A 13,697-nucleotide genomic window follows, 5' to 3' on the forward strand; every position below is an offset into this window, starting at 1 on the left:
GCCTCAGAAGCGCGAGGAGCTGCCCGACCCGCTGAAGCTGCCGCCGCTGCTGCTGAAGCCGGACGACGACCCGCTGGACGAGGACTGCCGCGAGGACTCCACCTTCGACATGCCCTCGCGGTAGCCGCGCGAGAATCCGTCGACGGGATACCAGACCCAGCTCGGGTGGGTGGTGGTGATGATGGTGGTCTCGCGGCGCCGGGCCCTCCGCTCGCGCCGCAGGGCCTCCTCGAGCATCTCGCGCTCGGACTCGTCGTCCATCTCCTCGGCGACGACGGGGGTGAGCTTGTCGAGCAGCGTGGTCAGCTCGTCACGGATGGAGCGCAGCGCGTCGAGCGCGTCGTCGGGGGAGATGGTGCTGTCCTCGAGCTGGCCACGGAGCATGTCGAGTCGCGTCAGGGCCTCCGAGGCGAAGCTGCGCAGCGCCAGCGCCTCCGGCCGGCCGCGCACCCCCTGGGGGAGCTCCGACTCGAGCATCGGCCGGACCTTCTCCAGGTCGTCCCGCACCGGGCGCACCTGCCGCTGCCAGGCCTCGGGCCAGGCCCGGTCCCGGTTGAGCAGCGCCGCGGTGTCGGCGATGACGTCGTCGAGGTCGTCCAGCTCCCGCGCCCGGTCCCGGTATGCCGTGAGCCGCGCGAGCGTCTCCTTGCGGTCGTAGTCCCGCTCGCCGAGGGACCGCACCTCGTTGCCGAGGTCGGTGAGCTCGCGGAAGCCCTGCTTGTACTCGTCGTAGCGGCGGAGCATGAGCCCGCCGTAGCGCGACTCCTCGGGGATGAGGCGCGCGTGCAGCTCGGTCACCTCGTAGTCGGCGACGACCGCGGCCAGGCGGCGGTCGCCCTCGGCCCGGGCCTCCTGGCTGCGACGGGCCCGCCGGCGGCCGACCCCGTAGTAGATGCCGGACGCGCCCAGCGTGAGCAGCGAGGCGGCACCGCCGACGACCGCCCCGCCGGCGGTGCGGGCGAACGGCGCGTTCATCCGCGCCGCGGCCGCCTCGACACCGGTGATGGCGCCCTCGGTCCACTGGGCGGCCCGCAGGTCGTCCTTCGTCGCGTCCTGGACCGCGAGCTGCGCGTCCTGGCCGATCTTGCGGTTCTCGCCGAAGTAGGTGCCGACGAGCCGGGCCTCCGGGTCGACGCCGAAGATGTAGAGGTCGTCGGCCCACTTCTGCTGGTCGGGGCTGAGCCACTCCGGCCGCTCCGAGCGGGCGTGCGCGAGCACGGCGTCGTTGAGGGCGAGGTCGTCGGAGCGTCCGGTGCGGACGGTGAAGACCGCCACGTCGGTCGGCTCGAAGAAGCGCACGTCCTCGAGCCCGGCGAGCAGCGTGGGCTCGTGGATGATCCCTGCCTCGTCGTCGAGCACGACCTGCGACACCGGGTGCTCGGGGCCCGAGGTGGCCCACAGCCCCACGCTGCCCCCGATCACGCCCAACGACGCGACGCCCCCGACCAGTGCCCTTCTCGCCACCGACATCCGTGCCCGCTCCCGTTCCTGGGTGTCCGACCTGCGCTGCCGCCACAGTAGCGACCCGCCTCGGACGGGCGACAGACCGCTCCGGTTCCGCCTACGGCCGTCGGGACCGCTTGGCGACGACGGCTGCGAGGACACCCACCGGGAAGACCCACCACCACCCGTGCGACGTCGGCGAGCGTGCGGCGGCCGTTCCCAGAAGCAGTCACGGCAGGAGCCTAGGCCGGAACGGGTGGCTCGGCGCGGGGGTATGCCGTGCGGCCGCTCCACGTGCAGGCGCAGCGGGAGCCGACATCCTGACAGCCTCCGCCCCGTCGCGGCCTCCGACTCCTATGCTTCCCGCGGAGGGCAGCGCTGCCCGGTCAGGGGTAGGTAGGACATGGGTGCACGAACGATCCCGGCGGACCCGGTGTTCGCCAGCGACGCCGAGCGCGAGGTCTGGCGGCGGCTCGTCGGCCAGCTCGGCGAGGACGACGTGGTGCTCGCCAACCGACGGCTCACCGACGACGAGCAGGACCACGAGGCCGACCTGGTGGTCCTGATGCCCGGTGCCGGCATCGTCGTGCTCGAGGTCAAGGGCGGCAGCGTCACGGTGGACGAGCAGGGCCGGTGGCACCAGTACGGCGGGGGAGCGGACCGCGAGATCGACCCCGTGGGCCAGGCGAGGCGGACCAAGCACGCGCTACGGAAGTACGTCCAGGACGACCCGCGCTGGAAGGACTCCTCCGCGACCCGGGTGCGGTGGGCCCACGCGGTTGTGACCCCCTACTCGAGCGTCCCGGACGACTTCTCGCTGCCGGAGTGCAGCCGCGACATGGTGCACGGCAAGGACGACCAGAAGCACCTGGCGAAGCGGCTGCGGGCTCTGACCGGCACCCAGGACGTCCACCACCGGGTCCCGACGCTGGACGACGTCGCGGAGATCGTGGACATCCTGTCCGGGCGCAACCGCATGGAGCGCGAGGTGACGGCCGAGGCCGACGACCGCGAGGCGCGCGCCCAGCGCCTGACGCAGGAGCAGGCGATGATCCTCTCGGTCACCCGGCTGCTCGACCGCGTGGAGGTGCGGGGCGGTGCGGGCAGCGGCAAGACCGTGCTCGCGATGACCCAGGCCAAGCAGCTGACCAAGGGTTTCGGCGGGAAGAAGGCGCAGCGGGTCGCGCTGCTGTGCTACTCGATCGGCCTCGGCGAGTGGTTCAAGCGGTCCTTCGACCACGAGCCGCGCAAGTCCCGACCGGCGTTCTACGGGCGGTTCGAGGAGCTCGGGAGGACGTGGGGCGCCGAGATCACCGCAGACCGTCACGACTCCGACTTCTGGGAGAAGGAGCTGCCGGCCAGGATGGCGCAGCTCGCCGCCGACCTGCCCGAGGGCAAGAAGTTCGACGCGATCATCGTCGACGAGGCGCAGGACTTCGCCGAGGACTGGTGGGCCCCGTTGCTGGCCGCGCTCAGGGACCCGGAGGAGGGCGGCCTCTACGTCTACTCCGACGAGAACCAGAAGGTCTTCGCGCGCTTCGGTCGCCCGCCCGTCGCGCTCGTGCCGCTCGTGCTCGACCACAACCTGCGCAACACCAGGCAGATCGCCGAGAGCTTCGGGCCGCTGGCCCCGATGCGCATGCGGGCGCTCGGCGGCGACGGGCACGAGGTGAGGTTCGTGCAGGCCTCGCCCGAGGAGGCCCTCGGCGTCGCGGACGACGAGGTGCTGCGCCTGCTGGACGAGGGGTGGCCCACCGAGCACGTCGCGCTGATCACGACCGGCGCTCGCCACCCCGTGCAGAACGAGCTGCAGGCATCCCTCGACCAGGAGGGTTACTGGCGCACCTTCTGGGACAGCGACGACGTCTTCTACGGCCACGTGCTCGGCTGCAAGGGTCTCGAGCGGCGCGCGGTCGTGCTGTGCGTCAACGAGGACGGCACCCGGGACCGGTCCAAGGAACGGCTCTACGTCGGCCTCTCCCGGGCGACGGACAGGCTCGTCGTGGTGGGTGACGGTGAGGTGATCCGCCGCACCGGCGGGGAGGAGATCGCCCGCCGGCTGGGGGTGTCCCGCGCCTGACGGGTATGCCGTCCGCACCGGTCCGCGGGTGCGTCCGAGGGGGTCTGTCAGACCCTGCTGCCAGTGTCTGTCGTGGCGGGGAGATCGATCCCGCCGCCCGGGTGCGTGAGCCCGGGACAGGGAGTCCTCGCGACGGAGCGGGGACGCAGCAGAGGGGAAGACGTGCGATGACGCATGCAGGCCAGGAGCCGTGGGCTCCGACCGACGGGGCGACCGCCCCGGCAGGGGAGAAGAAGAAGCGCCGGCGGGGGCCGGTGCTGGTGGCGATCGCCGCGCTGCTGGCGGTCGTCGCCATCAACGCCGCGACGTCCGACGACGAGGACCCGACGGGTCCCGCGCAGGCGGCAGCGGCGACGACAGAGACGAAGGACGCCGCTGCGGACGAGGCGGCCGACAAGGCCGCTGCGGAGACGGCTGCCGCGGAGAAGGCGGCCGCCGACGAGGCGGCGAAGACGGCCGACAAGGCAGCTGCGGAGGAGGACGCCGCCGCCGAGAAGGAGGCCGAGGAGAAGGCTGCTGCTGACAAGGCCGCTGCCGACAAGGCTGCCGCCGACAAGGCTGCGGCAGAGGAGGCGGCCAAGAAGGAGGCGGCAGAGAAGGCCGCCGCCGAGCCGGAGATGACCCGGTCGCAGGCCAACGCCCTCGGCTCGGCCCAGGACTACCTGCGCTTCACCGCCTTCTCCCGCTCGGGCCTGATCGACCAGCTCGAGTTCGAGGGCTACTCCACGGCCGACGCCACCTTCGCCGTCGACCAGCTCGACGTCGACTACCGGGAGCAGGCCCGGCGCTCGGCCGAGAACTACCTGGACTTCACGGCGTTCTCCCGGTCCGGGCTGATCGACCAGCTCGAGTTCGAGGGCTACTCGACCGAGGAGGCGACCTGGGGCGTGGACCAGCTCGACGTCGACTACCGCGAGCAGGCGGCCAAGGCCGCCGCGAACTACCTCGACTTCACCTCCTTCTCCCGGTCGGGCCTCATCGACCAGCTGGTGTTCGAGGGCTACACGCAGGAGCAGGCGGTCTACGGGGTGGACCAGGCAGGACTCTGAGCCCGGCCGGGGCGGCCGACGGCGGCCGCCCCGTGCCCGCTCCGTCGACCGACCACAGCGACCGACCGAGCCCGACCGACCACGAAGGCGACAGATGGACGACCTCACGCCCGACGACCCGATCGACGACGAGCCCGACCCGCGGACGGCCGGGCAGCTGCTGTGCCGCCACCGGTTCGTGCAGTGCGCGCCCGGCCGCGAGGAGCCGCACTGCCCGCTCTGCGACCTGGCCTACGCCGACTACATCTACGGGGAGGTGCGCGGGGCGCTGAGCCGGATGGATGCCTGGCCGTGACGTGCGGCAAGATGCGGCCGTGACCACCAGCCCTGCCGCCGACCTGCTCGCCGCCGCCTCCGTCGACGAGGCCGTCCTCGCGCTGCGCCCCGACTACCGGGCGCTGCTCGTCGTGGTCGAAGGACTGCACCCGGCCGCGGGCGACGCCGTCAGCGAGGAGCTGCTCGTGCGGGCCGAGGAGCACGCGCGCGAGCTGCTGGCAGCCGACCCGGTCGAGGAGCTCCCGCACATCGCGGCCTGGCGTGAGGCCTACCGGTCCTTCGGCGCCAAGCCGCAGCGCACCCGCAACAGCCTCGAGGCGCTGACGCGACGGGCTCCCCAGGGGCTGCCCCGGGTCAACCGGCTCACCGACGTCTACAACGCCGTCTCGGTGCTGCACCAGATGCCGCTCGGCGGGGAGGACCTCGACCGCTACACCGGCCCGCCGCGGCTGGTCCGGGCGGTCGGCGACGAGCCGTTCGACACCAGCGCGGGCGGCGAGCCGGTCGTCGAGCACCCCGAGGCCGGCGAGGTGGTCTGGCGCGACGACGCGGGCGTCACGTGCCGCCGGTGGAACTGGCGCCAGGGCCGACGCACCCAGCTCACCGGCGCCACGACGACGGCGATCTTCATCCTCGACGCCCTGGACCCGATGGCGGACGACGCGCTGCACGCCGCCGCCGACGACCTCGTCGGTCACCTCGGCACCGCGGGCCCGCCGTTGACCAGCGCCCGCCGCCTGCTCGCGGTCTGATGCCGCCCGCCTGACGGCGCCCGCCTGACGCACCGCCAGGACCTCCCCGGCCGGCAGCACCGTCGCCGCTAGGGTGCCGCTCATGGCAGGGGCCGCGACGCAGCGCGTCCCGGGCCGGGCGCTCGCGGGCTACGCCGCGGGCAGCGTCGGCACGGGCGGTTTCGGCACGCTGCCCGGGCTGGTCCTGGCCTACTACCTGACCGACACGCTCGCCGTCCCGGCCTTGCTGGCCACGCTCGTGGTGATCGTGCCCAAGGTCTGGGACGTCGTCATCGACCCGGTCGTCGGCGCGGTCAGCGACCGCGAGGCCCGCACCCACGGTCGGCGCTCGCTGCTCATGCTCGTGGGGGCCGTGACCCTGCCGCTCGGCTTCGTGGGCATGTTCGCCGTGCCCGGTGGACTCTCCCCGGCGCTCGCCGCCCTCTGGGTCACGGTCTGCTTCGTGCTGGCGACCACGTCCTTCAGCCTCTTCCAGGTGCCCTACATCGCGCTGCCGGCCGACCTCACCGCCAGCTACTCCGAGCGCACCCGCCTCATGGGCTGGCGCATCGCCGTGCTGGCCCTCGCGATCCTGCTCGTCGGGGCCGGCGGCCCGGCGCTGCGCGACGCGGGCGGCGGGGGAGCGGCCGGCTACCTGCTCATGGGGGTGATCGTCGCGGTCGTCCTCGCCGCCGGCATGCTCGCCACCGTCCTGGGCATCCGCGGCCATCGTGCCGTCCCGGAGGCCGACGAGGAGCAGGACCTGCGACGCAGCGCCCTGCAGGGCTACCGAGCCGGCCTCGCCGCGCTCCGCGAGGTCCGTCCCTACCGCATCCTCCTCGTGGTCTTCGTGCTCCAAGCCGTCGCCACCGGCGTCATGCTCGCCGCCGCCCAGTACGTCGCCACCTACACCCTCGGCAGCGAGTCGGCCCTCACCTTCCTCTTCGTCGCGCTCGTCGCGCCCGCGCTGCTCGTCATGCCGCTGTGGACCCGCCACGCCGCCCGCGTCGGCAAGCCCCGCGCCCTCGCGCTCGCCTCGGTCCTCTTCGCCGTGGCCGCGCTCAGCCTGCTCGTCCTGGTCCGGGCCCCGGGTGCCTGGCTCTACCTGCCGGTGTGCGTCGCCGGCATCGCCTACGCCGGGATGCAGCTCTTCCCGCTCGCGATGCTGCCCGACGTCATCACCGCGGCCGGTCGCGCCCGCGGCGGCACGATGAGCGGGCTGTGGACCGCGGCCGAGACCGCAGGCCTCGCGGCCGGACCCGGCGTCGTCCTGCTCCTGCTCGGCGCCACCGGCTTCGCGTCCTCGACGGGGGACGCGGTCGTCGAGCAGCCCGCCGCCGCCCTCGCCGCGATCGTCGTCGCCTTCTCGCTCCTGCCCGCCGCCCTGGTCGCCGCCAGCCTGCTCGTGCTGCGCCGCTACCAGGAGCCCGACCCCTCGCCCACCGCCGCCGCACCCCTGGAGGACCCCCTATGACACCAGAGCCTCCGCTGCAGGTCGACGCCGAGAGCGTGCTGGGGAGGCTGTCGGCCTACCGCGGCTCCGACGCACCGACCCACGGCGGCCGGGTGCTCTCCTACGTCTACGACAGCGGCCTCGCGGGGCTGGACGAGCTGGCCGCCCGCGCCGCCCGGGAGGTGCAGTCCGTCAACGGCCTCGACCCCACGACCTTCCCCTCGGTCGCGCTCCTCGAGGGCGACCTCGTCAGCTTCGGCCGGGCGATCCTGCACGGCCCGGACGCCGTCGGCTCGGTCACCTCGGGCGGCACCGAGAGCTGCCTCCTCGCCGTCAAGGCCGCCCGCGACAGCTGGCGCGCCCGGGGCGGCCACGGGCGACCCCGGATCCTGCTGGCGCGCACCGCGCACGCCGCCTTCGTCAAGGCCGCGGCCTACCTCGACCTCGACGTCGACGTCGTCCCGGTCGACCCCGCCGCCGGCACGTTCGCCGCCGGGGACCTGACCCGACGCCTCGACGAGGCGACGGCACTCGTGGTGGTGAGTGCACCGGCATACCCGCACGGGGTGGTGGACCCGGTCGCCGAGGTGGCCGCGACCGCCCTCGACGCGGGCGTGCCGTGCCACGTCGACGCGTGCATCGGCGGCCTGGTGCTGCCGTTCTGGGAGGAGGCCGGGGGAGGGCCGGTGCCGGCGTGGGACTTCCGCGTGCCCGGCGTGACGAGCATCTCGGCCGACCTGCACAAGTACGGCTACGCCCCCAAGGGCAGCTCGCTGCTCCTCTTCGCCGACCGTGATCTCGACCGCGCACGCTACTTCGCGCTCACCGACTGGCCCGGCTACCCGGTGGTCAACCCGACCGCGCTCGGCTCGCGCTCGGCCGGGGCGCTCGCCGCCGCCTGGGCCGTCACCTCCGCCCTCGGCGCGCAGGGGTATGTCGCACTCACCCGTCGTGTGGTTGCCGCCACCGCGGCGGTCCGCGCCTGCGTCGGCGGCATCCCCGGCCTGGCGGTGCTGGGCGACCCGACGGGTCCGCTGCTGGCCGTCGTCACCGATCCGGGCGCGCCCGAGGAGGACCGCGTCGACCCGCACGCCTGGGCGGGCGCGGTGGCGCAGCGGGGCTTCGTCCTGCAGGGGCAGCCGGGACTGGTGCAGGCCGACGGGAGCCGCATACCCCGCTCGACCCACCTGACCGTGACGCCCGTCACCGCGCAGGTGCTCGACGACCTGTGCACCGCCCTGGTCGCCGGCGCCGACGAGGTGCGGGGGCGGGCACCGGGGTTGGAGAGCGTGCCCGAGGCCCTGCCGGACCCGGCCCTCCTCGCCCGCGCCGCCCGCGACACCGGCGAGCTCGACCTGGCGGCGGTGCTCGGCCTGATCGAGGCGCTGCCGCGCGAGGCCAGCGCCCGGATGCTCGTGGACTTCCTGGCGACCTTCACCGAGCCGCGACCCGGCTGATCGGGCCCTCCCCGGTGGGCCCGGCCGGCAGGTAGGGTGGCGGCAGCCCGCCGGGGGGAGCGATTGCCGGCGGGCAGGGGGCAGCGCCACGACGGGTTGCCGCCGTGTCGTCAGCCCGCCCTGCCGAAGGAGCCTTCATGGACCTTGCCGGTCCCATCCTCATCGTCGTCCTCGTCCTCCTCGTCCTCGCCGCGGTCGCGGTGGTGGGCCTGGTCTACGCCAAGGCCCGCTTCAAGATCGCCACGCCCGACGAGGCGCTGATCATCACCGGCCGCAAGAGCGGCGAGGCGGTCATCAACCCCGAGACCGGCGAGGAGAGCGCCGACCTGTCGGGGCAGCGCGTCGTCATCGGCGGCGGCACGTTCGTCAAGCCGATCTTCGAGCAGGTCGCGCGGCTGTCGCTGGCGTCCCAGAGCTTCCCGGTCACCGCCGAGGACGCCACCACCAAGAGCGGTGTCGGCGTCACCCTGCGCAGCATCGCGGTCGTCAAGGTGGGCGGCACCGAGCAGATGGTGCGGGCCGCGGCCCAGCGCTTCGCCGGTCGCAACCAGGAGGGCGTCATCGAGCAGCAGACCAGCGAGGTCCTCGTCGGTGTGCTGCGCACCATCGCGGGCACGCTGACGGTGGAGTCGATCCTCTACGAACGCCAGGACTTTTCCAAGGAGGTCAAGGACATCGCGGTGCCGATGCTCGCCGAGCGCGGCCTCGTGCTGGAGAACTTCGAGATCCAGACCGTCGAGGACTCCGGCGACTACATCCGCAACCTCGGTCGTCCCCGCGCCGCCGCCGTGGCCCGCGACGCCGAGATCGCCGAGGCCCAGGCCCGGCAGGAGAGCACCGAGCGCTCCAACGAGGCCGCCGTCCAGATCGCCGAGTCCGACAAGGCCCTGGCGCTGCGCAACGCCCAGATCGCCCAGGAGACCGCGACCGCCAAGGCCGAGGCCGAGGCCGCCAAGGAGCGTGCCGAGGCGGAGGCCCAGCAGGAGGTGCTGGTCCAGCAGGAGCAGGTCGCGCTCCGTCGTGCGGCCCTGCGCGAGCAGGAGCTGCAGACCGAGATCCGCAAGCCCGCCGAGGCCCGCAAGTACGAAGCGGCCCAGGAGGCCGACGCCCGCAAGTACGCCGCCGAGCAGGAGGCCGAGGCCGCCAAGACCGCCGCGATCCGGCGCGCCGAGGCCGAGGCCCAGCGCACCACCGCGCAGGCCGAGGCGGAGGCGGCCGCGCTGCGCGCCCGCGCCGAGGCCAACCTGGTCGAGCAGCAGCGTCAGGCCGAGGGCGCGCTGGCCCTGGCCCGTGCCGAGGCCGACGGTGTCCGCGCGCGTGGTGAGGCCGAGGCCGTCGCCGAGCGCGCCAAGGGTGAGGCACGCGGTGCCGCGATCAAGGCCGAGGCGGACGCCTACCAGGCCTTCCCCGAGTCGGCCCGCCTGCAGATGGTGCTCGACGCGCTGCCCCGCATGGCGCAGCCCTACGCCGACGCGCTGGGCAGCATCGACGACATCACGATCATCGACAAGGACGGCGCCGGGCGCATGCCGGGCCAGGTGGCGCTCGGGGTCCAGGAGCTCGCCACGCTGCTCAAGTCGCAGACCGGCATCGACCTGCTGAACCTCCTCCAGGGGAGCGGCGCCAACGGCTCCTCCGAGGGTGTCACCGAGGCGGTGCCGCCGGCGACCGTCGGTGCCGAGGCCGGCGACGGCTCCGAGGGCGCCGGCGAGCGGTCCCCGGAGGGCGAGCACGCCTGACCCTCGGCGGGCTTCGGCCCACCGCGGACAAGGTTGTGCCGCTTGGGCGACCTCACCGCACCCGCAGGCAAGAATGTGCCGCCGGGACGACGTCGGCGACGTCGTCCCGGCGGCACAGCCTTGTCCGGCCGAGGTCGGTCGGTGCGCCTCGACGCGCGGACCTGTCAGTGCGCCTCGGCGCCCGGCCCCGGGAAGAGCCGCCACGTGCCCTCGGAGACCACCTCGACGGCGCCGTCGACGACCGAGATGGCCGTCTGCTCGTCGATCGCGTAGGCCGGACCGTCCAGGCCCGCGGCCCACTCCTCGGCGGCCTCCATCGTGTTGGTCGGGAAGAGGTCGAGGTGGGGGAAGAGCGCGAAGTCGACCAGCCCGAGGGTCCGGTCGTCCGCAGCGCCCTCCCACTCCACGAACCACGGTCCGATCCGCGGCGCCATGACCATGCTGCCGGCGCTGACGCCGACCCAGACCTGCGACTCCAGCGACGGGAGCAGCTCGGCCAGCCCCGACTCGCGCACCCAGTGGGCGAGGTAGGTCGCGTCCCCGCCGTCGACGAGCAGGACGTCGGCCTCCCGGACCCATTGCACCCAGCGCTCGACCCCGATCGAGGGCAGCGCCGTCAGCTCGAGCACGCCGAGCGAGCCCCAGCCCTGGCCGGTCAGCGCCTCCCAGCGGTCCCCGGCCGCGATCAGCCCGCGCACGGACTCCGGCCCGCACATCGGGTGGCCCCACTGCGCGGTCGGGACCACGAGCGCCCGGCACTCGCCCGGGGGCCTGCCGAGCATGTCCTCCAGCGCGCTCCGGATGCTGGCGTTGGTCACGCCGCCGGAGGTGAGGAGCAGCTTCACGCGACGCCCTCGACGGTGCGGGCACCCCGCTCGGCCTGCCAGCGGGCCACGCTCTCCGCCTGGCCGGCGGCGAGGTCGGCGACCCACTCCCAGCCCGGCTGGGCGCCTGCGCCGGCGCGCGGGTCGTCGAAGGGGCGTCCGTCGCGCAGCGCCAGCACGTGCTGGCGGTCCAGCTCGAGCCGGGTGCGCGCGTCGGCCGCGGTGCAGGGGGTGCCGTGCCCGGGGACCACGACGTCGACCTCGGGCAGCAGCGCCTCGAGCACGTCGAGGCCGGCCAGGTAGCCCTTGAGCGGGTCGGCCGGACCGGTGAGGTCGTCGAGCATCGGGACGAGCACGTCGGAGAGCATGTCGCCGGCGACGAGCACGCGTGCCTCCTCGACCACGAGTGCCGCGTGCCCGGGGGAGTGGGCCGGGTGGTGCACGACCCGCACCGTCGGACCGCCCCATGGAATGGTCTGCGTCCCCTCCGGCAGCCCGGTGAGCAGTCCGACGAGGTCGAGCGGCACGTCGTCGGCGATCTCCTCCGGCAGGGCGGCGGCGACGTGGGCCCGCCAGCCCGGCTGGGCGCGGATCCCGAGCGTGCGCTCGGCGCACTGCTCGGTGCCGTAGCGGGGCACGGCCCCGAGGGCGCCGTGCCAGAGCACGTGGTCCCAGTCGGGATGGGTGGAGAAGCCGGCGACGACCTGGGTGCCGCGCAGGACGACGTCGGTCGCCAGGCAGGTGAGCTCGGCCTCGGTCACGCCGGCGTCGACGACGAGCACCCCCGGCGGACCCTCGACCATCCCCGAGCCGCCCTCCACCACGATCGTGTTGTTGGCGAGCAGCGCACTGGTGTGGACCAGCACGCCGTCGGCGACCTCGGTCAGCACGGCGTGCCCCGGCGGGGCGGTGGGAGCGGTGTCATGGTCGGGGTCCTCTCGGGAACGGGCGCGTAGGGAGAGACCCGCCGCGGGCGGCGGACTCATCGGCCGCCCGGCACGGCACCCCGGATCGCGACAGGACGGGCGTCGTCGCCCTTCCCGCCGGGGAGCCGGAGACCGCTCCAGCGGTCGGCCTACCTCCAGTGAACACCGCGATCCGCCGGGGCGCGAGGCGACGGCGACCAGCCTGTGGACGACCGTCGACCGTCCCCTTCCCGCCGTCGACCCGGCGGTGGCAGGGTGGGCCCATGGGCGACGTCCCAGGACACCTCTTCGTGGTCCACGGCGACCTGACCACGCTCTCGTGCGACGCGCTGCTCGTCCCGTGCGGGCCGGACGGGTCCGTCGGCAGCACGTCGAGCTGGTCGACACCGTCTCCACGGGCGACGACGTCGGGGCTATGCTCACGGGCCTGCGCGAGCACCTGGAGCGACTCGCCGGGCAGGTGCGCGAACCTCGTGCGGGACGCGTGGTGCCGCTGCTGGCGATGCCGGTCCCCGGCACCGGGCAGGGCAATTTCCACCACCGCCGCGGCGCGGTCGTCAAGGCCCTCGTGCCCTTCCTCCAGCAGGCCGCGGCCGAGCTGGGCGTCGACGTCGCCCTCGTGACCCCGGACCGCCGCGACCACGCCGCCGCGCAGGCGTCGCGGGACTCCACGCTCGACCTCACGCCGCAGGAGAAGGCCGAGGCCGACCGGCTCGGCGTGCTCGCCGGCCGGGGCGAGCTGTCGGTCTTCGTCGGGGCCGGTGCGAGCGTGCCGCTGGGCCTCCCGGGCTGGGGCCAGCTGGTCGACCTCCTCCTGCACGAGGCCGGTCTGGGCGCGCTGCCGCCGGGGGCCGACGACAGCACCTTCAAGGCGGGGGCCGAGCTGGCGCACGCCGTGCTGGGGGAGCGTATGGGGCAGGTGCTCGCCCGCGAGCTCGAAGTGCGCCACCACGCCCTGGGCCACGCCCTGCTGGCCGCCCTCCGGATGCGGCAGAGCGTCACCACCAACTTCGACACCGCCCTGGAGCTGGCGATGCGGCCGGTGCACGGCGAGGACCTGCGCGTGATGACCCGGCAGTGGGCCCGCTCGTGCTCGCCCTGGCTGCTCAAGCTGCACGGCAGCGTCGACCGCCCGGAGGGGATCGTGCTGACGCGCTCGCAGTACGAGCGCCACGAGCGGGAGGGGCGACCGCTCTACGGGCTGGTGCAGGGCCTGCTGATGACCAGCCACCTGCTCTTCGTCGGTTTCAGCCTCACCGACAGCGCCTACCTGCGGCTGGCGGAGGAGGTCGACCACATCTACCGCTCCGCCGCCCGCCCCGGTGACACCGTCGCCACCGCGCTCGGCCTGGACTCGCTGGCGGAGGAGGGCAAGGCGCTCGACGACGCCTTTCACCACGTCGCCTTCCGCGAGCCCGGACGGTCGGTGCAGGAGGCCGCCCGGACGTTGGAGATCTTCCTGGACCGGATGGCCTGGAGAGCGACCCGGACGGCGCGGACGGCGCACGAGTACCTGCTCGACGACCGTTATCTCGACCTCGTCGCCGACGACGCCCACGGCCTGCGCCACGGACTGGCTGCCCTCGTGCCGCTGGCGCGGTCGGCGACGTGCGAGGTGGCGCGCGACGTGCGCGACGCGCTGGAGCGGTTCGGGGCGGAGCGGACGACCCCGGGCCCGTGACGGGGCCCGGGGTCGTCGGGAGGTGGGTCAGCCGGTGC

General features: G+C 74.2%; 11 protein-coding genes. 8 read left to right on the plus strand and 3 right to left on the minus strand.

Features of this window, described 5'->3' with window-relative positions; all coding sequences use genetic code 11:
• Positions 1-3 precede the first annotated feature (3 nt).
• The gene (locus FB476_RS05955) at positions 4-1,422 is read right to left on the minus strand and encodes a DUF5129 domain-containing protein (protein ID WP_170233539.1); all 1,419 of its coding nucleotides are present in this window, start codon (positions 1,420-1,422) and stop codon (positions 4-6) included.
• Between the two features lie 424 nt (positions 1,423-1,846).
• Here FB476_RS05955 and FB476_RS05960 point away from each other — a divergent pair, with 424 nt between their 5' ends.
• From FB476_RS05960 to FB476_RS05990, 7 genes are all read left to right on the plus strand, one after another.
• On the plus strand, positions 1,847-3,523 hold the full coding sequence (locus FB476_RS05960; protein ID WP_141817967.1) for a nuclease-related domain-containing DEAD/DEAH box helicase: 1,677 nt from the start codon (positions 1,847-1,849) through the stop codon (positions 3,521-3,523).
• Positions 3,524-3,690: 167 nt separating this feature from the next.
• On the plus strand, positions 3,691-4,572 hold the full coding sequence (locus FB476_RS05965; protein ID WP_141817968.1) for an Ltp family lipoprotein: 882 nt from the start codon (positions 3,691-3,693) through the stop codon (positions 4,570-4,572).
• Positions 4,573-4,666: 94 nt separating this feature from the next.
• Positions 4,667-4,867, plus strand: coding sequence for a hypothetical protein (locus tag FB476_RS05970; RefSeq protein ID WP_141817969.1), 201 nt, complete (start codon positions 4,667-4,669; stop codon positions 4,865-4,867).
• Positions 4,854-5,600, plus strand: coding sequence for a B3/B4 domain-containing protein (locus tag FB476_RS05975; protein WP_141817970.1), 747 nt, complete (start codon positions 4,854-4,856; stop codon positions 5,598-5,600). The genes FB476_RS05970 and FB476_RS05975 overlap by 14 nt, the downstream gene beginning before the upstream one ends.
• An 82-nt stretch (positions 5,601-5,682) precedes the next feature.
• Entirely contained in the window at positions 5,683-7,053 is a 1,371-nt protein-coding gene (locus tag FB476_RS05980) for an MFS transporter (protein ID WP_141817971.1), read from the plus strand.
• A complete protein-coding gene (locus FB476_RS05985; protein ID WP_141817972.1) occupies positions 7,050-8,489 on the plus strand; it encodes a pyridoxal phosphate-dependent decarboxylase family protein in 1,440 nt (479 codons plus the stop codon). The genes FB476_RS05980 and FB476_RS05985 overlap by 4 nt, the downstream gene beginning before the upstream one ends.
• Positions 8,490-8,626: 137 nt before the next feature.
• The gene (locus FB476_RS05990; RefSeq protein ID WP_141817973.1) at positions 8,627-10,228 is read left to right on the plus strand and encodes an SPFH domain-containing protein; all 1,602 of its coding nucleotides are present in this window, start codon (positions 8,627-8,629) and stop codon (positions 10,226-10,228) included.
• A 164-nt stretch (positions 10,229-10,392) separates the two neighbouring features.
• On the opposite strand, the gene FB476_RS05995 is transcribed toward FB476_RS05990, so the two are convergent.
• Together FB476_RS05995 and FB476_RS06000 are read right to left on the minus strand one after the other, a co-directional pair.
• Positions 10,393-11,073 (minus strand): Type 1 glutamine amidotransferase-like domain-containing protein, encoded by a 681-nt coding sequence (locus FB476_RS05995; protein WP_141817974.1) that lies wholly within the window; start codon positions 11,071-11,073, stop codon positions 10,393-10,395.
• Complete coding sequence (locus FB476_RS06000) at positions 11,070-11,942, minus strand: MBL fold metallo-hydrolase (RefSeq protein ID WP_141817975.1); 873 nt, start codon at positions 11,940-11,942, stop codon at positions 11,070-11,072. The genes FB476_RS05995 and FB476_RS06000 overlap by 4 nt, the downstream gene beginning before the upstream one ends.
• A gap of 355 nt (positions 11,943-12,297) precedes the next feature.
• Here FB476_RS06000 and FB476_RS06005 point away from each other — a divergent pair, with 355 nt between their 5' ends.
• Complete coding sequence (locus FB476_RS06005) at positions 12,298-13,659, plus strand: SIR2 family NAD-dependent protein deacylase (RefSeq protein ID WP_141817976.1); 1,362 nt, start codon at positions 12,298-12,300, stop codon at positions 13,657-13,659.
• The last annotated feature ends 38 nt before the right edge of the window (positions 13,660-13,697 follow it).

It is taken from the genome of Ornithinimicrobium humiphilum (assembly GCF_006716885.1).
Classification (GTDB): Bacteria; Actinomycetota; Actinomycetes; order Actinomycetales; family Dermatophilaceae; genus Ornithinicoccus; species Ornithinicoccus humiphilus.